At 37.7% G+C, this 22,649-nt stretch carries 22 protein-coding genes; 1 reads left to right on the top strand and 21 read right to left on the bottom strand.

Going from position 1 to position 22,649, the window contains the following annotated elements:
* Positions 1–16 precede the first annotated feature (16 nt).
* From WG904_RS10480 to WG904_RS10510, 7 genes are read right to left on the bottom strand one after another with little or no spacing between them, the layout of a single operon-like run.
* Positions 17–1,261 (bottom strand): glycosyltransferase, encoded by a 1,245-nt coding sequence (locus tag WG904_RS10480; protein WP_339579260.1) that lies wholly within the window; start codon positions 1,259–1,261, stop codon positions 17–19.
* Positions 1,261–2,052, bottom strand: a complete 792-nt coding sequence (locus WG904_RS10485) for a hypothetical protein (protein WP_339579261.1) — start codon at positions 2,050–2,052, stop codon at positions 1,261–1,263. Before WG904_RS10485 ends, WG904_RS10480 begins: the two co-directional genes overlap by 1 nt.
* Positions 2,049–3,242 (bottom strand): hypothetical protein, encoded by a 1,194-nt coding sequence (locus WG904_RS10490; RefSeq protein WP_339579262.1) that lies wholly within the window; start codon positions 3,240–3,242, stop codon positions 2,049–2,051. The genes WG904_RS10485 and WG904_RS10490 overlap by 4 nt, the downstream gene beginning before the upstream one ends.
* The gene (locus tag WG904_RS10495) at positions 3,239–3,967 is read right to left on the bottom strand and encodes a hypothetical protein (protein ID WP_339579263.1); all 729 of its coding nucleotides are present in this window, start codon (positions 3,965–3,967) and stop codon (positions 3,239–3,241) included. Before WG904_RS10495 ends, WG904_RS10490 begins: the two co-directional genes overlap by 4 nt.
* Positions 3,957–5,255: an O-antigen polymerase gene (locus WG904_RS10500; protein ID WP_339579264.1), complete on the bottom strand. Its 1,299-nt coding sequence runs from the start codon at positions 5,253–5,255 to the stop codon at positions 3,957–3,959. Before WG904_RS10500 ends, WG904_RS10495 begins: the two co-directional genes overlap by 11 nt.
* Positions 5,162–6,169 carry a Wzz/FepE/Etk N-terminal domain-containing protein gene (locus WG904_RS10505; RefSeq protein ID WP_339579265.1) on the bottom strand — a complete coding sequence of 336 codons (1,008 nt, stop codon included), beginning with the start codon at positions 6,167–6,169 and terminating at the stop codon, positions 5,162–5,164. Before WG904_RS10505 ends, WG904_RS10500 begins: the two co-directional genes overlap by 94 nt.
* Positions 6,170–6,172: 3 nt before the next feature.
* Positions 6,173–8,683 carry an SLBB domain-containing protein gene (locus WG904_RS10510; RefSeq protein ID WP_339579266.1) on the bottom strand — a complete coding sequence of 837 codons (2,511 nt, stop codon included), beginning with the start codon at positions 8,681–8,683 and terminating at the stop codon, positions 6,173–6,175.
* A 401-nt stretch (positions 8,684–9,084) separates the two neighbouring features.
* On the opposite strand from WG904_RS10510, the gene WG904_RS10515 reads away from it, so the two are divergent.
* A complete protein-coding gene (locus WG904_RS10515; RefSeq protein WP_339579267.1) occupies positions 9,085–9,810 on the top strand; it encodes a tyrosine-protein phosphatase in 726 nt (241 codons plus the stop codon).
* Positions 9,811–10,157: 347 nt separating this feature from the next.
* Here the strand turns inward: WG904_RS10515 and gmd are convergent, their stop codons facing one another.
* The 14 genes from gmd to WG904_RS10585 form a co-directional block, all read right to left on the bottom strand.
* Positions 10,158–11,294: a GDP-mannose 4,6-dehydratase gene (gene gmd / locus WG904_RS10520; RefSeq protein WP_339579268.1), complete on the bottom strand. Its 1,137-nt coding sequence runs from the start codon at positions 11,292–11,294 to the stop codon at positions 10,158–10,160.
* Between the two features lie 46 nt (positions 11,295–11,340).
* Positions 11,341–12,042 carry an outer membrane beta-barrel protein gene (locus WG904_RS10525; protein WP_339579269.1) on the bottom strand — a complete coding sequence of 234 codons (702 nt, stop codon included), beginning with the start codon at positions 12,040–12,042 and terminating at the stop codon, positions 11,341–11,343.
* Between the two features lie 97 nt (positions 12,043–12,139).
* Positions 12,140–13,000, bottom strand: a complete 861-nt coding sequence (gene rfbA / locus WG904_RS10530) for a glucose-1-phosphate thymidylyltransferase RfbA (protein WP_339579270.1) — start codon at positions 12,998–13,000, stop codon at positions 12,140–12,142.
* Positions 12,997–13,875: a dTDP-4-dehydrorhamnose reductase gene (gene rfbD, locus WG904_RS10535; protein WP_339579271.1), complete on the bottom strand. Its 879-nt coding sequence runs from the start codon at positions 13,873–13,875 to the stop codon at positions 12,997–12,999. Before rfbD ends, rfbA begins: the two co-directional genes overlap by 4 nt.
* Positions 13,868–14,416: a dTDP-4-dehydrorhamnose 3,5-epimerase gene (gene rfbC / locus WG904_RS10540; protein WP_339579272.1), complete on the bottom strand. Its 549-nt coding sequence runs from the start codon at positions 14,414–14,416 to the stop codon at positions 13,868–13,870. The genes rfbD and rfbC overlap by 8 nt, the downstream gene beginning before the upstream one ends.
* A gap of 10 nt (positions 14,417–14,426) precedes the next feature.
* Positions 14,427–14,990: a DUF3109 family protein gene (locus tag WG904_RS10545; protein WP_339579273.1), complete on the bottom strand. Its 564-nt coding sequence runs from the start codon at positions 14,988–14,990 to the stop codon at positions 14,427–14,429.
* 92 nt (positions 14,991–15,082) lie between these two features.
* On the bottom strand, positions 15,083–15,856 hold the full coding sequence (locus WG904_RS10550) for a DUF3108 domain-containing protein (RefSeq protein ID WP_339579274.1): 774 nt from the start codon (positions 15,854–15,856) through the stop codon (positions 15,083–15,085).
* A 129-nt stretch (positions 15,857–15,985) separates the two neighbouring features.
* On the bottom strand, positions 15,986–16,501 hold the full coding sequence (locus WG904_RS10555) for a DUF2480 family protein (RefSeq protein WP_339579275.1): 516 nt from the start codon (positions 16,499–16,501) through the stop codon (positions 15,986–15,988).
* A 9-nt stretch (positions 16,502–16,510) separates the two neighbouring features.
* On the bottom strand, positions 16,511–16,831 hold the full coding sequence (locus WG904_RS10560) for a type II toxin-antitoxin system PemK/MazF family toxin (RefSeq protein ID WP_339579276.1): 321 nt from the start codon (positions 16,829–16,831) through the stop codon (positions 16,511–16,513).
* The gene (locus WG904_RS10565) at positions 16,825–17,076 is read right to left on the bottom strand and encodes an AbrB/MazE/SpoVT family DNA-binding domain-containing protein (protein WP_339579277.1); all 252 of its coding nucleotides are present in this window, start codon (positions 17,074–17,076) and stop codon (positions 16,825–16,827) included. The genes WG904_RS10560 and WG904_RS10565 overlap by 7 nt, the downstream gene beginning before the upstream one ends.
* Positions 17,077–17,272: 196 nt before the next feature.
* The gene (locus WG904_RS10570; protein ID WP_339579278.1) at positions 17,273–19,369 is read right to left on the bottom strand and encodes a peptidylprolyl isomerase; all 2,097 of its coding nucleotides are present in this window, start codon (positions 19,367–19,369) and stop codon (positions 17,273–17,275) included.
* A 217-nt stretch (positions 19,370–19,586) separates the two neighbouring features.
* A complete protein-coding gene (locus tag WG904_RS10575) occupies positions 19,587–20,147 on the bottom strand; it encodes an LPS export ABC transporter periplasmic protein LptC (protein WP_339579279.1) in 561 nt (186 codons plus the stop codon).
* Positions 20,147–21,478: a BamG family beta-barrel-assembly machinery protein gene (gene bamG / locus WG904_RS10580; RefSeq protein WP_339579280.1), complete on the bottom strand. Its 1,332-nt coding sequence runs from the start codon at positions 21,476–21,478 to the stop codon at positions 20,147–20,149. Before bamG ends, WG904_RS10575 begins: the two co-directional genes overlap by 1 nt.
* A complete protein-coding gene (locus WG904_RS10585) occupies positions 21,459–22,193 on the bottom strand; it encodes a type III pantothenate kinase (RefSeq protein ID WP_339579281.1) in 735 nt (244 codons plus the stop codon). The genes bamG and WG904_RS10585 overlap by 20 nt, the downstream gene beginning before the upstream one ends.
* Positions 22,194–22,649: the final 456 nt, after the last annotated feature.

Here is a 22,649-nt window from a genome sequence, read left to right on the forward strand (position 1 = left end):
TCACTGCGCTTCTATCTCAAACTAAGTGCCAAATTTGTTCAGCAACCTGTACCACTTTCTGATATTGAATTTTTGCGTCAAACTGATCAGACAAAGCTAAAGCATTACCACCCATTTTGTGTCTTAATTCGCTATCTGTTGCTAATGTTAGAATTGAGGCTGCCATCGAATTTACATCTTCAGCAAGATACGGTAAACCCACCACTTCTTGCACCACAAATGTTCCTAAATCGCGCCCCAAAGAATTAATTAAAGGTAAACCAGAAGCCAAGTAATCATAGGCCTTGATTGGCATCGATACCGTAGACGCACCTACATAACTAGAAAGGGCCATATCACATTTGGTGTACAATAAACTTACATCGGCACTAGTTAAACTTCCAACATATATAAGATTTGCTTGGGAGTGGCTTACCAAATTACGCAAAGGGCCGTCGCCAGCAACGATAATTTTAACATGGGGGGCAGTTTTAGCCAAAAGCTTTGCACAAGCAACAATGGTTTTAATATCGTAGTTAGGCCCTAATGTACCTGCATACACTACCCAAATCTCGTTCTCTTGCTTCTGTAGCTGCTGCAATAATGGGCTTACAAAAGCATTGCTAGTTAAACTTTTTACTTCACTCACCTCTAAACCCCAATATACTACATCGTTAGGCACCTGAGGATTTGCTTTTAAGGCTAGTTTTAAATAATCTTTCGCAACTGCAATAATACCGTCAGCCTTTTTTAAAAGTTGCCTTCTTCTATAATACAAAGGAAAGAACAAAATTTTATCTATAAAAGTAAACCGCTTTGGTAATAAAATTGAAAAGAGTTCTGGCCAAAGATCAATTATATCAACAAGCAATTTACATTTTTTTTGCTTTACCACATCGAGTATAATGTCTGATAAAAATAATGCTGGCTCGGCCAAAATAATTAAATCAGGTTCATCCAGATGCGCATTTCTCCACTCACCCAAACCAAGCGCCCTTTCCCTTAAATTCTTTGCATAGGTACGCTCATATTGAATTCGCGCAAATGAAATATGGCTTGAATACGGTACAGATGGAACTATTTTAATTAAATAATTTGGATTTACTTGTACATCTTTCCAGGTTTCGGCTCGTCTTTCTTTAGAACGATGTTGGATATTCGATACCCACGAAACCACCTGATGCCCATTTTCAACAAAAGCATTAGCAATCAACGTTGTGCGATAAGTTCGCCAACCCTCGCCCGGAATGTTACCATAAGGATTAATGATCCAAATTTTCATTATTTACCTCTCATCCCTCTATAAAACACGTATGGATTCTTAACCAGTTTTAATCCTGTTTCTAATTTACGCAGTAAATAAGGCTTTTCTTTATAAATACCTCTTTTGGTAAAATCCATTTCAATTTTATGTGCTTCAAATAAAGCTGGCATCGCGGGATGCCATTTGCCTTTAATTATACCCGTGTGGGTATACAAAAGTGCCGGCGCATGCTTTCTATGCACTGTTAAAAATAAATCATCGCGACGTTTGGCGCGTTGCGTACCAAAAATTTCGAACATCCAGCCATTTTCTTCTGGCTTAAGGTAGCTTAGCAACGTCTCTTTTCGCCAGATGCCAGCTTGGGTTGATACCCGATATCGTGTGTTGAGCACCTTTTGTAGCCTACGGTCGCCATCCCAGGCACCGAAAGGCGGAAAATTGCCCAAATGAGTGAGCCCAATATATTTGATACTTTTATCGGCTAACATGGTATTCACCATATCGTTTACCAGTTCGGCACAGACTTCTTTCTCCAAAAAATAATCTTCCTGCATATACAATACCAAATCGGTATCAATTTTATGTAAGGCATTTATTAAACATTCACTCCAGGTAAGCCTCCGATCGGGATTTCGGGCGTTGGCTGCGCTACACCGAATGGGTAAATGGCCATAGGTGTAGTCGGTTTTGAACTCAGTATTGAGCACGATCGGCAGGTTTGCTGAACTCCAGTATTCGGTATACAGCTTAAAAAAAGGATCCCAACAATCTTCAAAATTATCAGATGAATTTACTAATAGTGTTATCATTTATCGAGTGCTAAGCTGGCATTTGGTAAAACTACCCCAGCCACAGTTAAAAGTAAACCAAAGCCAATAGCCGTTAAAAAGAAATAACTTACGCTTACGAAAAAAGGCATCGCTACAAAAGCAAGGCCAGCAGCAGCCATAAGTAGCAAGGTAGGTAATAATTTATACTTAGTATAGTCGAACCGCTTTTGGTAAATTAAGCACGCCAAATATATAGCATTGGCAAAACCATAATACAAAATGGCATTTCTATTTAAGTCGTTTAGCAGTTTAAAGTCGCTGAAGGCCCAGGTACACGCATAAATAGGGAGAGTAATTCCAATGCCACCCAACAACGTTAACCAAGTATAGGTGTTAAGCTGGCGATGAAATTTTTTAATTTCATTACTCCTAATTAAGCCACCAAGCTCGCTCGAAACTTTGGTGTTTAATGGAAATAGTACACCATTACCCACCTTGGTCAACTGATCAGCAGTGTAGGCAATATTAGCGCTTTGCGGGCTAGCTTGAGATACAATCATGCTCCTATCGTTAGCAATCACAAATTGTGCCAACGCATTAAATGATCCAAAACTAAAGCCAAAAGCTAAGTCAGGCCGTAACCTAGCATGCAAATACTCAACAATACCAAGCTGCTTACCTGGGTAGGTTAATAACATTACCCGAATAAAGTAAAAAATACCAATTACGTTGCCAAAGGTTAAAAGTAACATTACGGTATTAACGCTTAATGACGTAAAGCCAATGGCTAGTATAAGTAAAGGAATTAAGGTACGGCTAATTTCGACACCCGCCATTTGAGTAAAAGCTTGCTTTAATTGAAGATGTACCAACACCACTGCACACAACAAATGGCTAAACATGAATAGATACACCGTAAACCGCGTAAGCTGGGAAAAGGCATTGATATAAAAGGCTACCTCGATAGGAATTATCATTAACACCCCAAAAAAGGCGGTATAAAAATAAACCAAACGATGATGAGCGGTACCGAATTGAAAGGCATTCTTTAAAAGTAATCCTGCCAGCACACCCCCTGCAAAGGCAGAAAGCAAGGTAAGGTTGGCATAACTGCTCGAAAAAAGATCGTATCTGTTATTATCGATTACTTTTTTAAGTAATAGAAACAACAAAAGACCAAAAACGCCATTTATTAATCTACTTCCAATTAAGATAACGATATTCTTCATCCTTTAAATTGATACGCATAAAAGCCAAATTTAGCGATAAATTTAAATACACTTTCTTTTAATCGATAGTCGAAATCGGCAGTACTGCGGCCTGATGATAAAAAGTCGGCATCGAGCCTAGGATAAGGTACCTTAATAAAGCGATGAGGAACCTGTTGTACAAAGCAATACAGATAATATTCTAAAGGCTTTGTATTTGACATATCGGCTAAGTTATCTAAAAAAAAATCACACATGTTAGCAAAATGAGTAACCGGTAAAATGTAAAAGCTAGTTAAACAAAATTTAATCTTTGTACGAAAAGGGTTTCCCATTCTAAAAACTACCCCGTTTTGTGCCTTTGCTAAAATAGGTTGAAGGTTTTTAACTTCATAACCCGCACTAAGTTTAAGTATATGCGTAAACTTAACTAATAGCGGCTTTAGGTAAGCAAGGCTTTGACCTAAAAGCACAGTCTCTAATCGTGAGGGACCATTTAATTCAAACTCATTATCTGCAAAAGAAATTGGGCTAGTACTTAATGTGGCAATCTTTACAAAATCTAGTTTAAATGTAGCTGGAATGGTATTATCCAATACTCTAATGTGATCGAAGCCTAATTGAGTAACAGCCGATATTGTTTTATGTAGGCGTTTTAATCGATGAGCCGCTGGCGCTGTTAATATTTCACCTTTAGGTCCAATAAAAAGTGCCGAAGTAATTAGAACTAAGGTCTTATCTTTCATCAGCATTTAATTTGTCTTGATCGAGTTTAAACATAAAATGAAAAAATAAGCAAATCCAAGTACCTATCATATAAAAGAAAATATCAGTAAATAAACTATAGCAACTAAATAAAAAGAAAACACCAAATAAGAAGGGTGCCTTATCAATGCGATCTATTAGTCCTACAATAACACCAATTAACAGATAATAGATAAGTGACCCTATATAACCAAAAGCAGCTAGTGAATCGGCAAATGCCGTAAAAACATTAAATGGATGAGGAATATTTACAATCTGCTGATCGATAGTGCGTGGAATAGTAATGCCACCTATGCTCGCAAATTCTCTTACAATAGAAAGTTGATCAATATTAAAATCAACCCATTGCACATTGTTAATCTCTATCCATTGGGAAAATGACGGAATTGAACTCGCGAAATATCTGTTAATAAGCTCCACCGAATCCAACAACGAAAAACCATCCTTAGCTTCGGAACGGGTAGCTCCTATCAGGTAAAAAAAGCCAACAAGTACGACTACGAGTAAGATAACTGATCCCTTTAAAACAAGTGGAACAGCATGCCCTTCGCGAATACACATATAAGTTACACCCCCAACTAAGAGTATAACTACAATTAACAAATTACCTTTACCACCATTAGAGAAAGAGAGTAGTGCCCCTAATACTACCACCACAATTAAAATAAGAATGTTGCGATTTTTTCTGAAAAAATAAACAGGGGCAATAACTGCCAATGGATACACCATATTACCCATTATTTTATAATATTTATTGACCACAATTTTTTGACCTAACAAGTCTCCACGTAATTCGGCTAATTGGTTTTGTATGTAAAATGTTAACACATCGGTTGTGTACAGCATCATTAAAATTCCAAAACCTGCAATAATTAAGCAACCATAAAATAAATACTTACTGGGAATAGAAATCCATTGAAAACTGAAAGATTTTTCAAAAAAAGAATAGGCAAACATTGCGCCCGCTACTAAGCAAAAAAAATGTCCATAAATTACTGCAATACTCTTATAAGTCATAAAAGGCAATGAAAGTGGACTTAGAATAGCTAAAAGATAAATGGTAATTCCCCACACCGAACAATAAAGTGTAGCTGAAAACCCCATTAATTTGTTAAGCTTTAAAAGGATAACAAAGCCAAGGAATAGGGTATTGATGACTACAATCTCCATTTTACCTAACGTAATTTCTCCAGCACTGTTTTTCGAAGCAGTAAAATAAGAGTCATAAATGCCAATGTACCCAAAAAGGCCCCTAGGCCATATGCCCATAAATAAATTTTTTCTCGTTCTAAGGGAAACACGGGCTCGTCGATAACCTGTATTAAGGGGGTTTCTTTATTTAAATTAATTTTCGAGAGTTCGAGATTCTTTAACAACTCTTCCAGTACCGCTTTATTGGCTTCGGCAGTAAATTGAGCACGTTGTACAGGCGCCATGCGTTGCGTTTGCCGGGTAGGATTTAAGTTTGGGGTAGCATCGTTTACCTGAGCAACGCTAGAAATAGCTCCATTCATTACCGCCCTTACCGAATCTGTTTTATGTTGTAAGATCTTTACATTAGCTAGCGCCTTTTTGGTCTTGGTTTGAACATAAAAATCGTTTACATTTTTTACCATCTGGTTGTTAAACTCTTTGGCAAAAAGTTCGTCTTTTGAGCTCACATCTACCCTTATTACATCTAAACGTTGATTGGGCTTACCCACTCTTAAATTGTACTTGTTAATTTTTAACACCACTTCGCTTAGGATGCTATCCTGCAAACGACTTAAACTTGGCGTTTTAAAAGATACATCTGCACCCTTAATTTTGGTGAATTGCAGATAACGATCAATCAGTAGCTGGGTGCTATCTGCCTGTAATTTACTTAGCAGTGCCTTTTGAATCATCTGCCTCGATTTATACAATTCGAAAATGTTATCGCCATTAAAAACGCCACCACCACCGCCAACATCGATACCAATCATGGAGGCAATACCAAGGTACTGTCCTAAACCACCTCCTTCACTACCACCATTTTCGAGCACAAAAGAAGTAGACGCCGTATACATCGGCTTTTTAAAATAACCATATACCAAGGCCAATAGAGCTGCAACAATGGCAACCAATAAAATGGTTTTAAACCTGGCCTTTAAATAAGTGGCCCAATCGCTAAAAATAAGTAGGGTTCCCTTTAATGAGCTCATAACTTATCTGAACAAAGTAATAATAAGCGCTGCCATTGAGGCAACAGCTGTACTTATTGCAATCCATGCTTGCGTGGTCATGGGTTCGCGCTCGGCACGCTTAGGCACAAAAATCTCGGCCCCCGGTTTAATATCTGGATAACTTCTAAAAAACAAAAACCGGTTCGCCGCTTCTGCCGAGCCGTTGGCATATTTAATGTAGACGTTTCTTTTTAGTGCATTGGTCGTAAACCCACCTGCACCATGGATATATTGTTTTAAGCCTTTTCCTTTTCGATAAACAATGCCATTGGGGTTAAGCACCTCACCGGTAACCTTAACAATTTGAAGCATTTTAGGCACCCGAATTACATCTCCATCTTCCACAATCAAATCCCAAGTGCCCAAAGGTTGCATTAAAATCTTCTTTAAATCTATCCCCACTAAATCAGACTGGAGCAATTCTTTCTCTACCGCCAACGAAAGGGTATCTTTTACACCTGACTGTTGAACACGCTTTAAGTTCAATAGTCTCTTGTCTTCCTCTTCCTTATTGTTGATGGCATTTTTATTGGTTGCACTGTTATTCTCGTTACCCGGCCTTTTTAACGAAGCCCCATCGGCATAAGCCAAACTGGTTAAGCCTCCAGCCCGTTTAATCAGGTCAGAGATCCGCTCGTCTTTACGACTAATGGTGTAAAAGCCCGGTGTTAAAACCTCTCCCTCCAGCTTTACCTGTTGTTGTATCGCATAGCCCTCTGCATTGCGAACCGATACAATATCAAAGGGTTCTAACACAAACTTTTGATCGAGCACCTTTAGATTTTGATCTACATTAACAATAAAGATTTCGGCAGTACGTGCACCCCTTGCATTTGCATCACTATTTTTTACCCTTCTTGATATTTCAACACGATTTGGTGTTGCCCCTTCTTTAAAACCACCAGCCATCTGAATAAGATCTTCTAATTTCATCTGCCTAGAAAAATCGTAATCTCCTGGCTCGCGTACTTCGCCCTGAATGGCCACCTTGTACTCGTCGCGCAAATCGAAAATAGACGAAATAATTACCTTGTCTTCTCGTTTCAAAGGAATATCGCTAACGCTACCCTCTAAGATTTTCGAAACATCGAAAGAAATTAAACCTGCACTATTATCTGCATTTAACCTGTTAATATACCCCCTGTATAAAAAAGCATCTTCGGTTAAACCCTCTGCCTTTTTTATAAGCTGCTTTAAGGTTAAGCCCTTATCGAGTTCAAATGATCCTGGCCTAAATACTGCTCCTTCAATACTTACACGGTTCTCGAACCGATTTAAAATAGGCTCAATCACAAACTTATCGCCATTAGTAGGCTTAAACTTCTCGAAGGTACTGGCATCTATATCTACAATGCGACGTTCAGTATTCGTATTTTGCAACACTTTAACCTTTGCACGATAAGCCTCACTACTAAAACCACCTGCAAAATTTAAAACATCAGCAAAGGTTTCTCCTTCTACCAACTCATAAAGTGCAAATCGCTTTACCTCACCAGTAACCTCAACGCGCGTTTTAAAAACTGGAATATGAATAACATCTTGATCCTGCAAACGGATATTTCCCTTCTGAATTCCATTGATCAAAAAATCATAGGTATCGATGCTACGAATAACTTCATTATTACGAATAACCTGTATGTTACGAAAAGTACCATTTTCGCTTGGCCCACCGGCGGCATACAAAGCATTAAAAACGGTAGCTAATGAAGGTAATGTATAAGTGCCTGGCTTTACCACTGCGCCCGTTAGAATTACGTTGATACTCCTGATGTTACCCAGATTAATAGAAACCTGGGTTCTACCGGTACGCATGGCAGGGTAAGTTGCCATCATTTCTCGCTTAATTTTAGCTGCAGCCTGCTCTACCGAAAGCCCGCCTACCGCAATTAAACCAACATACTCCATGCGTATGCGCCCATCCGGACTAACCTTTAATTGATAGTCCTTTTCGTTGTCGCCGGTAAGATCGATCAATAACTCGTCGTCTGGGCCGATAATATAATTCTTTGGTGTAGCCATTCTTAAATTAGGCTCGAACGTAATGTTGCCATTTTTAAACAAATCTGACCCAAAAATTTTAGGCTTTAAACCCTCAAACAATTCTTGAATTTCTAGGCGAAACTCGTCTTTTGGCGAGGTTAACTTTTCCTTTTCACCCTTTTTGGTGGTATCTGATTGATTGTTGTATGTTCGCGAACGATCGGGGGCTTTATTTGTTGTTGGAGCGCCTTGATCGCCCTCCATTTTTCTTATTTTCTCTACCCTAATGCGTAATTTCTTGATTTCCGAATCTTTCATGCCCTGCGCAGCAGCCATCTGCTCTAATTGCGCGTCATCATAACCGATAGACTCGGCACGTTGCATCAGCTGTTTAATCTGGGAATCAGTTAAATCATCTACTTTAACATCGGCATAATTAGTTTGAGCCAAGGCCGGTTTAACTACGAAAAAAGTGATGAAACAAAGAAATAGATATAATTTTTTAAACTTCATGTAATGGCAGCTATCGTGTATAAACAAAGATACGGAATTATTTGCTTATCCAAACGTACCTGTTTGTTGTACAACGAGGACACCAATAAATGCGAATAGGTAAAAAGCTGAACACAGTCTTTAACAGAAACCCTCGAGGAACCTGATAGTGAAAATCACTTTTACATCTCCGACATTTATTATCTTTATAACTCATATTTAATTTGTATGTTCTTTGAACAAAAATCACTCCAATTATGTTTACGAGAATTATTTGCAAATGGTTTCTTCCGCTACGCATTTTATTTCTGTGTTAAAATAACTATCTTGCATATAATTCCGATAAATAATTATCGGCTGAGACTAATAAGCGGGGTACAATTTCCCCATAATTACCTAAATATCGCCTTACAAACTTTAAAATGTTATTTTTTCGAAAGCGAAGCAAAAATTCAGATTTTTCGGCCATTGGTACCGATATGCATTCGCATTTAGTACCCGGTGTAGACGATGGCGCAAAAGATATTGCCGATAGCATTAACCTCGTTACGGGCTTAAAAGAACTTGGTTTTGCACAGTTGTATACCACTCCACACACTTTACAAGACATCCATCCAAATACTGCCGAAACCTTGCAACAAGGTTTTTCGCTGCTGAACGGCAAATTGCCTGAGGGAATTTCCATCAACCTATCTTCAGAATATTATTTAGACGAGCAGTTTCAGGGCCAGGTGGCTGCTGGTGCAGTGTTGCCATTGCCGGGCAATCGCTTGTTAATAGAATTTAGCCAGATTGCCAGGCCGCACGACCTTGAAGAGCAGATTTTCGATCTCGGCATAAAGGGATATCAAATCATATTGGCACACCCAGAACGCTATTTATTTTTTCACAAACAGTTTAATTACTACACCCGCATCAAAGAAATGGGCGTAGAGCTACAAGTAAACGCACTCTCGCTAACCGATCATTACGGAAAAAACATCAGAGCAATTGCCGAAAAATTAATCGAGAAAGACATGATCGATTTCATTGGCACGGATATTCATCATGTAAAACACTTAGAAACCTTAAAACAAGTTCCATCGAGTAAGTTCTTTACACGATTGGCAGAAAGTGGATTACTGAAAAATGAAAATTTAATACGATAAGCTAATAGGCTTTCGTAAAATTCCAAGCCCAGAAATAACTTTTAGAATCGCACTTATGGCACCAATAAATTTGGATGGCTGCCACTTTAAGAATTAGACTGGTGGGCATTTGATAATACAGATTATCGTTACCACATTGTTTGCAAGTAGAAAGCTTATTGCTCATGGTCGGTGAGGGTTAGGTACGATTTAGCTACGCAAACTTTAATCCAAAGAAAAAAATTCAAGTCGCTAATTCTAATTTGCTTTCGGAAATATAGATATTAATACTAGCATTAACGATAAATTCATCGGCCAATTGAAAATAAATTTTTAGCCCTGGGGAAAATTGAGAAAAAGAAGCACAATTACTCGAAATAATTCAACGTTTTATATCCCCCATCTTTCAAATACTCATCCTTTTTCATCAGGTTTAAATCGGATAGAATCATATCCTTAACCAAAGCCGCTAGATCATATTTTGGCACCCAACCCAACTGGGTTTTCGATTTTGTTGGATCGCCCAAGAGTAAATCTACCTCCGTAGGTCTAAAATACTTAGGATCTACTTTTACCACAGTTGTTCCCAATTTAAAATTCTCGGCATTAAGCCCCAAGCGTTGTAAGCATTCCTTATCGATATCGATAATTACTCCTTTTTCATTTTCGTCCTTACCCGAAAACTCTACCTCAATACCCAATTCGGCAAATGTCATTTTTACAAAATCGCGTACAGTAGTAGTTACTCCAGTAGCAATTACAAAATCTTCGGCTTTTTCTTGTTGTAAAATTAACCACATGGCTTCGATATAATCTTTTGCATGACCCCAATCGCGCTGTGCTGAAAGGTTACCCAAATAAAGGCACCCTTGCAAGCCCAACGCTATTTTAGCTACTGCTCTGGTAATTTTACGGGTTACAAAAGTTTCCCCCCTTAACGGACTTTCGTGATTGAATAAAATTCCATTACAGGCAAACATACCATAGGCTTCTCTATAATTTACAGTAATCCAATAGCCATAAATTTTAGCTACCGCATAAGGGGAGCGTGGATAAAAAGGGGTTGTTTCACTCTGGGGTACGGCCTGTACCAAGCCATAAAGTTCGGATGTAGAAGCTTGGTATATCTTTGTCTTTTTTTGTAGGCCTAAAATGCGAACAGCCTCTAATAAACGTAATGTACCTATGCCATCGGCATTTGCCGTATATTCTGGCATTTCGAAACTCACCTGTACGTGGCTCATTGCCGCTAAATTATAAATTTCGTCTGGCTGTGTTTCTTGAATAATCCGAATCAGATTCGTAGAATCGGTTAAATCCCCATAATGCAAGGTAAACTTCACATCATTTTCGTGTTGATCTTGATATAGGTGATCGATACGATCGGTATTAAAAAGAGAGCTTCTTCTTTTAATGCCATGTACAATATAGCCTTTTTTCAAAAGAAATTCAGCTAAATAGGCACCGTCTTGGCCAGTAACTCCAGTTATAAGGGCAACTTTCATTGATTAATGTTAATATACCCAAAGTTACACAATAAATCTTAATTTGCTACCTAACCCGTTGCCTTCGCTGATCTAAGCCAATGGACCCAAATTTATAACGAATACCCGACGAAAAATAGTTATAAACATCATTATAATTACTTCTCGGGTTAAGATCTCCATCTAACTTATCGGCCATCATGGCTACGTATTGCATATTAAAATTGAGCTCCCAGCGGTCGCGTCCATGAAAATCTCGGAAATAAAAATTAAGACCAACGTGGAAGGGAAAAATAAGATCACTGTTTACACTTTCTATTTTTAGACCATCAGGATTGTCTTGATCAAACAAGTAAGCCTCTACATTATTTTGAATAACGCCTACCCCAACACCTGCATATAAACCCCTCATCAAAGAGGTAAGTACGGTTAACCGATCGTATCGATCGTAAAATTGCCCAAGTTGCATTTTAGCATTCCAAGAAATTAACTGAAAGTTATTGGTAAAATGACTCCGATCATATAAACCACCACGCATGTTCCCAAATTGGAATTCGACACCCGTTTGAATGTAAGGCGTAAAATAATAATCGACAATGAGCTGGTTTGCAAAAGAATAATTAGCGTTTCTGGTATCAGAAAAGGGATATGTTATACCTGCACCAGCCCCAACACTAAACTTGTAAAAATTGTATTGTGCCGCACATGGCATGCAAAAAACAAAAAGCAAAAAAATCTTTAAAAATAATAAACGGGAGTATCTTCTCAAAGGTGTTGGATATATTCTTGTTACAAAAAACAAAGATAGACAATATTTGTTTAGAGGAATTTTAAATGCTTATTATTTACTTTAACGGCAGCAGGTGTTACTTTATTATCCTCAACAAATATTCTCCGTACCCACTTTTTACCAAGGGAGTAGCAATAGCTCTTAACTGATCAGCCGTGATAAAACCCATTCTGTAGGCAATTTCTTCGATACACCCGATTTTTAAGCCTTGACGATCTTCTATAATCTGTACAAACTGCCCTGCTTGCATTAATGAAGTAAATGTGCCGGTATCTAACCAAGCTGTACCCCGATTAAGCACACCTACCTTCAGCTTACCTTGCGCTAAATAGGCCTTATTTACATCAGTAATCTCGTATTCGCCACGAGAGGATGGCTTGATGTTCTTTGCAATTTCGACTACCGAATTATCGTAAAAATACAGACCTGGTACCGCGTAATCTGATTTAGGATGTAATGGCTTTTCTTCGATCGAAATCGCATTTTGATACTCATCGAATTCCACAACACCATATCGTTCGGGATCAGAAACTTGATAGGCAAATACTACCCCACCGTCGGGATCCGAGCACGCTTGTAGTAACTTCGCCATTCCATCACCATAAAAAATATTATCGCCTAAAACTAGGGCTACTTTTTCCTTCCCAATAAAATCTGCTCCAATTACAAAAGCTTGAGCTAATCCATTTGGTTCATGCTGAACGGCATAAGAAAATGTACAACCTATGGAGCTTCCATCGCCCAAAAGCTTCTCGAAATTTGGCAAATCATGTGGTGTAGAAATGATTAAAACTTCTTTAATACCCGCCAACATTAGCGTAGACAAGGGATAATAAATCATGGGTTTATCGTAAACCGGCATCATTTGCTTACTACACGCCAAGGTTAATGGATGTAAACGGGTTCCGCTGCCTCCAGCTAAGATAATACCTTTCATATTTTTGGTTGGTTGGTTTTTTGGGTTTTTAACCTTTCGATGCACATTGCTAAGCTATCTCTCCAATAGGGAATAGTTAGGTTAAAGGTACTTTTTATTTTGCTTTTATCCATTACTGAAAAAGGTGGTCGTTTAGCCTTTGTTGGATAAGCAGCACTTGGAATAGGATTAAGCTTTATGGTAATATCGCTAAGTTGGAAAATAGCCGTAGCAAAATCGTACCACGAAACTACACCCTCATTGCTGTAATGATAGGTTCCGTATGCTTTGTTACCAGATAGAATAATATCGAAAATAGCATTTGATAAATCGATAGCATAAGTCGGACTTCCCACTTGATCGGCAATGATGTCAAGTTCATCGCTTTCGGCCCCCAATTTTAACATCGTTTTCACGAAATTATTAGCATATTCAGAATATAGCCAACTGGTTCGTAAAATATAAAACTCTTTTAAAATAGTGGCAATTGCCAACTCGCCGTCTAATTTAGTTTGTCCGTATACACTAATAGGTTTAGCTAGGTCATCTTCTTTTAACAATTTTACCACATCACCAGCAAACACAAAATCTGTAGAAACATGAACCAAGGTTGCGCCAATGCGCTTGCATGCTTCAGCTAAATTAGCAGCACCTGTTTCGTTAATTGCTTTCGCCAATTCATATTCATCTTCTGCCTTATCAACTGCAGTATAGGCTGCACAGTTAATGACATGGCTGGGCATTTCTTTTGCAAAAAGTGAAGCCAGAAGAGCGGGCTTAAGTAGGTTTGCCTCTTGCTCAGAAGGTAGTAAAAGGGAAATTCGTCTTTTATCGGCAACCGCTTTTAAGCACTGGCCGAGTTGACCAGCGGCGCCAATAATTAGTAGGTTAGCCATTGGTTAAGGATGCAAAAGAGTGTAAAAGTAAATCCTTTTCTGATATGGCAGCGTGTGCTGCAGGTACTTCCCAATTGATATTAAGCATAGGGTCGTTATACCTTACACCCACTTCTGATGCTTTATGGTAAAAATTATCACATTTATAGAAAAAAACTGCCGTTTCGCTCAAAACAGAAAACCCATGCAAAAATCCTCTTGGTATGTATAATTGTAAATTATTTTCAGCACTTAACCGTATTGAAATATGTTTGCCATAGGTTGGCGAACCGGGCCTTACATCAACAGCAACATCTAAAACCTCGCCCTGCAGTACACGGACCAACTTTGCCTGCGCATACTCACCAACCTGTGCATGTAAGCCCCTTATCACTCCATAAGAAGAATAAGATTGATTGTCTTGTACAAATTTGCCCGAAAGGCCAGTACTTTCTTCAAAGGTTTTTTGATTAAAACTTTCGAAGAAGTATCCTCTGGCATCATTGAACACCGTAGGTTTTATGATAAGGCAGTCTTTAAGGCCAGTTTCTTGTATTTCCATTACTACTAAATTATCTGTTTTTCACCGAATCTTCCAACTCAGTATACCACTCTAATCCATACTTACGAATTAGAGGCTCTTTTAAAAACTGGTAAACAGGCACCTTTAATTCTCTTCCAAAAGTACATGCATCGCTGCAAATATGCCAACGATCATAATTAAGAATATCGAATTCAGGGTAACTGGTAATCCTGATGGGGTACAAATGGCAAGAAATTGGCTTTTTCCAATCTACTAACCCCTGTTCATATGCCTTTTCTATTGCACATTTTGTAATTCCATTTTCGAAGGTTACATATGCACATTCCTTATTCCCATCTACACATGGGGTAGTTAAATCGCCATCGGCATCGATAACCGATGTGCCCTGCTCTTCAATTGCGCGTATTCCTCTTGGCGCTAATAAATGCTTAATTTTGGGGTAAATTTCGGCCAAAATAGCCGTTTCTGCAACTTCCAAGGGTGCACCAGCATCGCCTTCTATACAGCAAATTCCCTTGCATTTATTTAAATTACACACAAAACTTTCGCTAATTACTTCTTCGTGCACAAGGGTATGTTGAACTTCGATCATTGTAGCGCAAAATTAACGGTTTAAGAGGGAATTACCTAATTAGTATATAGCATCCAATTTAACTACCCAATACTAACTACTAAAATACCCCTTTACCCCTTCCCTATCGGATATTTCAACCCAGATGCAGATTTTATCTCCATGGTTACCGAGCCCACCAAGATCTCTACTTCTGCTTTTACAGGTACCCGATTACCGTCGTCCGTAATCCAGAGATATAACCTGCTATCTTTTTTAAAGATACGCCCTGGTTTAATTGAGGGGCTAAATTTAAGACAATTTAAATTACCTAATTTACTCTTTATCATTTCCTTACCTACATACTGAATTTCCAACGCCGAAATCTCGTCTCCCAAGAAATAATTAAGTTTAAACTTATCTCCAACCTTTAATTTAGAAATGTCTAAGCTTCTAGAGAAATAATATGCCGATACCAAATCGAAAGTTTGTGTTGTTGGTGTAGCGAAGGTGCCCTTAGTAGCCACTACTTTCTTGTTATCTTGATAAAATCGAGCTTTATCTTGGCGGCGATAACTAGCCTCCCTAATATTTTCTTGATAGAAATAAGGGGTTAAATCAGTTTTGTCTATGTACGAATCGTAATGGTCTCTAATTTTATAAAAAAAATCAAAGGTTCCTGAAGTTTGTGCGTCTACCACCAATCTATAGGTTGGTCTATTATCAAATTTTAAATCTGTAGCCAATACTTTAATTGTTGCCTCGGCAGCAGTTATAAATCCATATTTTAATTTATATTCCAAAACCTCTCCTTCATTAAATATGGGCTCTTTTTTTTGAGGTAATAGCTGCCCATAACTAGCTAGGCTAACCAAACCTAGCACCAGTACAATCATTTGTGTTCTCATACGAGTTAGCTATGCAAAAAGTAAACCAATTCTATAGTACATAGTAGTTATTATTTAGACAGGACGCCTACCTTACTAAGAGTTTAAGCACCCAAACCCGCAATCCACAACTCAAAACCCACAACTCAACTAATCTTTCCTCTTAAAAATTGGCACCGTAGAACACGGTTCGCCATACATGATGCTTTTTACTACAGGTGTAAGTAAAGCTGTAATTTCTACATAAGCCGAAACAGGCACATCAATATCGGCACATCCTTTAACCACCACTCTAGCTCCCGCATAGGCAGTTAAATCTATTTTAGCTAATGCTTTCGTGTACAATACAGCCTCCAAAATTTCTAGTCCCCCAAATACCACTTCATTAGCAAAGGGCTTCATTTTATTGGCTAACAACATATATGCCCAGGTAGGCACAATGGCATCTGCACTACAAATAATCGCTATATTTTTATCTTGATACTGCGACCAATCGTGCTCTTTAATAAAGGCCCTAAAATCTTGCTCCTTTAAAATAAGGCCATGAAATAGATTGTCTTTAATATCATACACTACCCGTTCACCTTTATGAAAATATTCTTCAAGGTTTAAGGTAACTAAACCACTATTCGCTACTTTATTAATGATGTTTTCTTGAATTTCCATAGTATTAAATTAACTAAACATTTCGATAAGGTTTTCTATAATCCTTTTACCTGTGCTTGGATCAAGTAGAGCAATTTTACGCGATAACCTTTTCTTATCTATCGTCCTAACTTGATCAAGGGCCACTTGCCCACTTTTACCATCAACAAAGCAATTTATTCGAGTTGGATAATTCCGAAGGGTTGAAGTTAATGGGGCAACCATTACTGTATTTAATGACCGATTTAACTCCTTTGCAGAAACTATTACACAAGGTCTTACCTTACTGATTTCGTTACCTATCGTAGGATCTAATTGCACAAAATATACTTCAAATCTATTTACTACCATGTCCATTCCTCATCATCAAAATTATTGCTAATATTTGAAATAATGATAGATTGATCAGTTAATGACCCTGCTTTGATAAAACTTTCTTCCCAGTTTTCTCTTGGTTTTTTTTGTACCGGTCTGATGATAATAGAATCTCCTTTAACTTCAATTTTTACTTCTTCTTTAATAGCACATTGTTCAATTATGCTCTTAGAAAGTATAATCCCTGTAGAGTTTCCGATTTTACGAACCTTGATAATCATATTTAAAGTTAACACAAAGTTATAACATTTGCAAATACAAAAACTTATTGTACCACACGATGTAATCAATAATAAATATTCATAAAAGATTGCTTCATAGCTCGCAATAACGGATTTCAAAACAAAAAAAGCAATGAAACTAATCATTGCTTTCTACAGACAAACTTAAAAAATTTGTCAAAGTGTCAAATAGTTGTTAATAAAACTTAACTCTGTTATCTTTTATATCCGCCTTTTCTTGTAAAGCTTGGAATGCAGAGCCTAACGAACGTTGAGCAATGCCTTCGATCATGGTTTGTTTCTGCTTAAAGGTATTGCCAAGTGGCGCAGGATTAGCAAAAGCATCAACTACAAAAGCATAAACTCCAGTAGCACCTTCTATTGCTTTCGATAGTTTTCCTACTTGTGAACCAAAAATAGCACCCACTAATTTATTTTCTTGAGCTACGCCAGGAATAACCGGATTAGCAAAAACGATATTTTGAAGTGGGGTAACTGGCTGACCTACCTTCTGCGCTACTTGGTCGATGCTAGATGCTCCAGCTAGTGCCTTGTTAAGTTTTTCGCTTAAAAGCTTACCTTTCATCGTGGTAATTACAGCACCTTCAATTTGCTTTCTAACATCTTCTAATGATAATTGACCTTTGGGTTGTACGCTAGTTACATGAGCAACCACAAAACCATTGTCCATTGTAAATACTTCAGGAAGTACATCACCTTTTTTAGCATCGTATGCTGCTCGAATTAACTGGCGTGGATTATCCAACCCAGAAGCATAACCTTGTGAAGCGGTAACTTTCTCTGCTACACTCACAACATAACCGTATTTTTTTGCTAAATCACTAAAATTATCTGCCTTTACTTCGTTTAAGAATGCTGTTGCTTTTTTATAAGCCGCATCTCTTGTTTTAGAACTAGGGGACAATGATTTTTCTATATAAGCCAGTTTAGCTACTTTAGAGGAACCAACTTGCTTCATAATATTTAACAAATGGATACCGAATTGTGATTTTACGATTTTATAATCGCCCGATTTGCCGTTAAATGCAGCATCTTCAAATTCTGGAACCATAGCGCCACGTGCAAATGTACCTAAGTCGCCGCCTGTATCTTTTGAGCCATCTACGCTGAATTTTTTTGCTAAGGCGCTAAAATCTCCACCCTTTAAGATTAGGGTTTTTAATGAGTCAGCCAATTTAAAGGCAACATCATCACCGCCAACTTTAGCTGGATCAATTAAGATATGTCTAGCTTTTACCGAGTCTGGTGAAAAGCGCGTATCAATAACTTTAATCAATTTATAGGAGTTACCTGATAATGTTGGGCCATAATAACTTCCTGCTGGATAGTTAAAAATTACAGAATCGATAGCTGGATCTAATTTACCTTTTGAAATGTAGCTGTAAGGAACTTTTACATCAGAGTTATTTACAGCGAACAATGAATCGTTAGGGGTAATTTTAAAATCTGCGGCCAATTTAGCCACTTGAGCTTTAACCGCAGCAGAATCAGCTGCAGTTGGTTGCACACTAAAATTAACAAACTCAAATCCTCGTGTTTCTATTTTGTTATCAAACACTGATTTATGCTCATCATAATACGACTGGAAATCGGCATCGCTAGGTTTTACCGCTGCATCTAAAATAGAATTGTAGTTTAAGCTTACATACCTAAAGTTTGCTAACTTATTGCGGTTAATATACTCGTCATTGGCTTCGAGTGAAGTTACATATACAGAGTTACGAATTAAATTTGCATATTTCTGCTGCAAAGCTTGCTTTTCGACTTCCATCTGCAATAAATCCCACTGCTCTTTTAACTTAGGATCTTTAGCTTGTGCTTTTAACGAGCTAATTACAGCTGCACGATCAAACTGACCAGTTTGTTGGTTGCCAAAATATTGAAGAATGAGGGGGCTTGGATTTTTTCCTTGTAATAAATCAAATAATTCATCACCAGAAATGGTTAGGCCTAACTTTGCATATTCCTTCTTCAAAAGAACATTTGCTACCTCAGCTTGCCAAGCATTATCAACTGCCATAGCCTGCATTTGTGGATTTACTGCTCCACCGTATTGTTGTTTAAATTGCGCAACGCTTTGATCCACCTTTGGTGTAAATTGATCAATACTCACATCCTCGCCATCAATGGTTCCAACTACCCTTTGTGAAGCTGCCCAAAATGGCTTACCAGTGTTGATTACATCACCAACTATAAATGCAATAATTGCAAAAGCAATCGCTCCAACTAGAATATAGCCAGCTCGGTTGCGCAAAAATGTCATTAATCCCATAGTATTATTACTTTTTTATTTTTTTTTAGAGGGCGCAAGATACAAATTTGCAGGTAAATAGAAAATTTAAATAAAAAATAGAAAATGGCCAATGTTGAAACGTTGTAAAGTTGAAAGGTTGAAAAGTTTTTGATCACTAATCATCAAGTTTAAGAGTAACTACCTGGTGCAACCAGAACATTACAACTTTACAACTCTTAAAACTTAACAACCTGAATTAAGGCCCAATATCTCCCTTTACATACCCTTGGCCCACACCCCCAACGATTTCATAACTACTAAAATCTTCAGGTGCAGAAAATTGAGCTCCTGTTAAAACATTCCCATCTTTAGATACTGTTCCTGAGGGCGAAAAATAACGTTTCTTCTTTTGATCGTAAGTTAACTCCTCTGTAGTGAATGTCATTCTATCTTGCACCACAACCACGTTTTTTCTGAAAATCGTTCGCTGCTCTGTTTCGTTATTAATAGCATAATCTGAGGTAATGGTTCCAGTGACCTGCATATAGGCATCAAAAAACTCAATTTTAACCCCTTCTGGCATTTCGTTGTATTGTGAACCCTGAGTAGGTACAACTTTATCATAAACGGGTGCATACAATTTAGCCTTTACAACAGCCGAGTCACTATAGGTAACCGTCATTCCTAATGTACGATCGTTTGTTAAGGTAACTTTTTTTGCAGAAATGGAGCTTGCATTTTTAAGATCATCATCTGTACATGCACTTAGCACACAAATTAATAGTGCTAAAAGGCCAATTATGCCATAAGATTTCATTAATCAAATTTAAATCTACGGAACCAAGAGCTATCGTTTAGCGTAAACCCTAGATGAAAAGTAACGTATCTTTCTTGCAATAGACCATTGTCTATAGAACCGCGTTTACCAATTTCTGCAGCAATATTTGCTTTATAAAAGAAACCCCTAGTATAGGCTGCCATTGGCAAGCCCAGCCCCAAGGTAATTGCCGATTGTTTAATATCTTGATTATTCATCTGGATATAGGTTTTGTCGTATTGGAAACCTAAACGATACTCTACTCTTTTAAAATAGGCATTGATAGCGGAAAAATCGGGCACATATTGTCCGCCAATAGAGAAACCATAGGTGTCTTGTAAGTTTTGGTTTATATTACCAATGGTTAATTCAGACCATTTCCCCATTCTATAATCGGCACCAATTAACCATCTATCTGCTTTTTGTAGTACAATACCAAAATTATGAACCAAGGGTAATTTGAGATTGGTCTTGCTATTTTCGGTTGAGAATAAGGTATCTAAAGCTGGATTTTCTACTCCCGTAGCGTCTATTTTATATTGGGTAACATAATTGCTTATTCTTGAATTTACTTTAGAGGCCGACGAACCTGAATAGCCAAACACCAACGATGTTTTACTGTCAATCCTAATATCATATTGTGCGCCATAAGAAAATGCAACACCACCTACGCTATTTCTGTCTTGCATTCTGGAACTCATTGCCCCAGGATCATTTACAAACTGTGTTGAACGGCTTTCTGAAAGATTACCGAATAAGTACTCGATATTTGCGCCAACGCGGAGATGGTCGCCTAATCCGATACCATAACCAATATACGATTTTGTTAAACCACCCTCTCCAGTGTATAAGAAATCTACATCTCTCTGGTTTGCGGTAGTGTTTCCAATTTTAACCGTATTTTTAAAGTTATAACCTAATTCTGAATAGGGAAGAATACCAAAGCTCAATCCTGATCTTTTAGTAATGTTAAAACCAAGCGCAACATGGCTTAGCGTAGCATTAAAACTATTCTCAGATAAATTACTATTCCTTAATTCATTAAAACCACCACTCAAACCCACATCAATGGTTACCGCATTAATACCTGCATAGCTGGCAGGATTTTGCATATTGATGTTGTTAAAGTAAGAGTTTTTCAAAATCGCGGTAGAAATACCACCCATTGCTCTTAACTGTGGAAGCAGGGACCCTTTAATATTTCCTACACCAAATTTCGAATAAGGCGACTGAACAGTAACTTGTGCATTTACGGCAACACTAACAATAAATAGGCATGCCGTAAGTGTGTATTTTATTTTTTGGTACATATTATAATGTAATAACTTCATTTAATCCTTTTAAAACCAAATACGGATCGAGTGTAATTTGGCTTGCAAAGATGCTATTTTTTAATTGCTCCATCAAAAAATCGGCATCACCTCCTGTTAATAGTACCAAAAGGGCTTCATTTTTATTGTTTTCTGAGGCGATAAAACCTTCTATTTCATTCACCATTCCTTGTAAAACGCCATTTTTAATCGCATTTTCCGTGCTTGTTCCTTCAGGAATAGGCATTTTTTGGTTCCATTTAATTAACGGTAACTTCCCAGTAAAATGATGTAAGGCTTCGAAACGCATCGTTATTCCTAAACTTATGCTGCCTCCAAAATACGTTCCACCAGCCGTTAATACATCGTAGGTTATACACGTACCTGCATCAATAATTAAACAATTTCTGTTGGTATAAAGCTTATTCGCAGCTATTACCTTTGCCCATCTGTCTAATCCTAATGTATCTAGTGTTTGATACCTATTTACTATTCCAACATTCAATTTAGTCGAAAAAGGAAAATAATTTAACTCATTCTTTAAATAATTAACCAGTACATTAATTTCTGCATTTACACTAGAAATGGTAAAATTTTCTACTTGATAAGCAGCAAGCACTTCTTTTAATTTAGCTACTTGTAACGATTCTACCCGCTGATAATATAACAGCTCTCGCTCGTTAAAAACAGCTAACTTGGTGTTTGTATTTCCAATATCAATAACTAGGTTATGCATTAATGCTATTCGTGGCACAAATCTATTAATCTTTAGCTAGTTTTAAGTCTTGTTTTTGTTAAAAAAGGTTAAAGAGTTACTTTCTTTTTGTCTTGATACAAAAAGAAACAAAAAAATCAAGGCTGCACCGGCTTCGCTAAAAATCAAAGTTCAGAACCGGAAATAAAAGAACTCGCTGCGCTCAAACAGCTTTTATTTCTTTCGGCTCTTCTCAATGATTTTCTTAACGCTCATCCGATGAGGCCGTATAGCATGGCGCATAACCCATAGTTCATAGTTTACGGATAAGACTCTCTACAACCATGCACGAACAGTGGGTTATGCATCCAATGGAACGGCCTCGAAGCTTTAGGAAGGAGAGTAGTTAATTGTTGCTCAGAAATAATATTGAGCGTTAGCAAATATCCTTAATTAAACAAGACGGCCAAATGGAGCCCTTGAGGCGAAACGGCCCTC

This window comes from Pedobacter anseongensis, from assembly GCF_037482965.1.
GTDB lineage: Bacteria > Bacteroidota > Bacteroidia > Sphingobacteriales > Sphingobacteriaceae > Pedobacter > Pedobacter anseongensis.

What these genes read in the sequence shown, in the direction of transcription:
- WG904_RS10495 (WP_339579263.1), bottom strand. Translation starts at nt 3,967, where the DNA reads ATGAAAGATAAGACCTTAGTTCTAATTACTTCGGCACTTTTTATTGGA.
- bamG (WP_339579280.1), bottom strand. Translation starts at nt 21,478, where the DNA reads ATGAAGTTATTACATTATAATATGTACCAAAAAATAAAATACACACTT.
- WG904_RS10480 (WP_339579260.1), bottom strand. Translation starts at nt 1,261, where the DNA reads ATGAAAATTTGGATCATTAATCCTTATGGTAACATTCCGGGCGAGGGT.
- WG904_RS10560 (WP_339579276.1), bottom strand. Translation starts at nt 16,831, where the DNA reads ATGGTAGTAAATAGATTTGAAGTATATTTTGTGCAATTAGATCCTACG.
- WG904_RS10510 (WP_339579266.1), bottom strand. Translation starts at nt 8,683, where the DNA reads ATGAAGTTTAAAAAATTATATCTATTTCTTTGTTTCATCACTTTTTTC.
- WG904_RS10555 (WP_339579275.1), bottom strand. Translation starts at nt 16,501, where the DNA reads ATGGAAATTCAAGAAAACATCATTAATAAAGTAGCGAATAGTGGTTTA.
- WG904_RS10585 (WP_339579281.1), bottom strand. Translation starts at nt 22,193, where the DNA reads ATGCATAACCTAGTTATTGATATTGGAAATACAAACACCAAGTTAGCT.
- WG904_RS10550 (WP_339579274.1), bottom strand. Translation starts at nt 15,856, where the DNA reads ATGAGAACACAAATGATTGTACTGGTGCTAGGTTTGGTTAGCCTAGCT.
- WG904_RS10545 (WP_339579273.1), bottom strand. Translation starts at nt 14,990, where the DNA reads ATGATCGAAGTTCAACATACCCTTGTGCACGAAGAAGTAATTAGCGAA.
- rfbD (WP_339579271.1), bottom strand. Translation starts at nt 13,875, where the DNA reads ATGGCTAACCTACTAATTATTGGCGCCGCTGGTCAACTCGGCCAGTGC.
- WG904_RS10570 (WP_339579278.1), bottom strand. Translation starts at nt 19,369, where the DNA reads ATGGGATTAATGACATTTTTGCGCAACCGAGCTGGCTATATTCTAGTT.
- gmd (WP_339579268.1), bottom strand. Translation starts at nt 11,294, where the DNA reads ATGAAAGTTGCCCTTATAACTGGAGTTACTGGCCAAGACGGTGCCTAT.
- WG904_RS10515 (WP_339579267.1), top strand. Translation starts at nt 9,085, where the DNA reads ATGTTATTTTTTCGAAAGCGAAGCAAAAATTCAGATTTTTCGGCCATT.
- rfbC (WP_339579272.1), bottom strand. Translation starts at nt 14,416, where the DNA reads ATGGAAATACAAGAAACTGGCCTTAAAGACTGCCTTATCATAAAACCT.
- WG904_RS10575 (WP_339579279.1), bottom strand. Translation starts at nt 20,147, where the DNA reads ATGAAATCTTATGGCATAATTGGCCTTTTAGCACTATTAATTTGTGTG.
- WG904_RS10490 (WP_339579262.1), bottom strand. Translation starts at nt 3,242, where the DNA reads ATGAAGAATATCGTTATCTTAATTGGAAGTAGATTAATAAATGGCGTT.
- rfbA (WP_339579270.1), bottom strand. Translation starts at nt 13,000, where the DNA reads ATGAAAGGTATTATCTTAGCTGGAGGCAGCGGAACCCGTTTACATCCA.
- WG904_RS10565 (WP_339579277.1), bottom strand. Translation starts at nt 17,076, where the DNA reads ATGATTATCAAGGTTCGTAAAATCGGAAACTCTACAGGGATTATACTT.
- WG904_RS10505 (WP_339579265.1), bottom strand. Translation starts at nt 6,169, where the DNA reads ATGAGCTCATTAAAGGGAACCCTACTTATTTTTAGCGATTGGGCCACT.
- WG904_RS10500 (WP_339579264.1), bottom strand. Translation starts at nt 5,255, where the DNA reads ATGGGCATATGGCCTAGGGGCCTTTTTGGGTACATTGGCATTTATGAC.
- WG904_RS10485 (WP_339579261.1), bottom strand. Translation starts at nt 2,052, where the DNA reads ATGATAACACTATTAGTAAATTCATCTGATAATTTTGAAGATTGTTGG.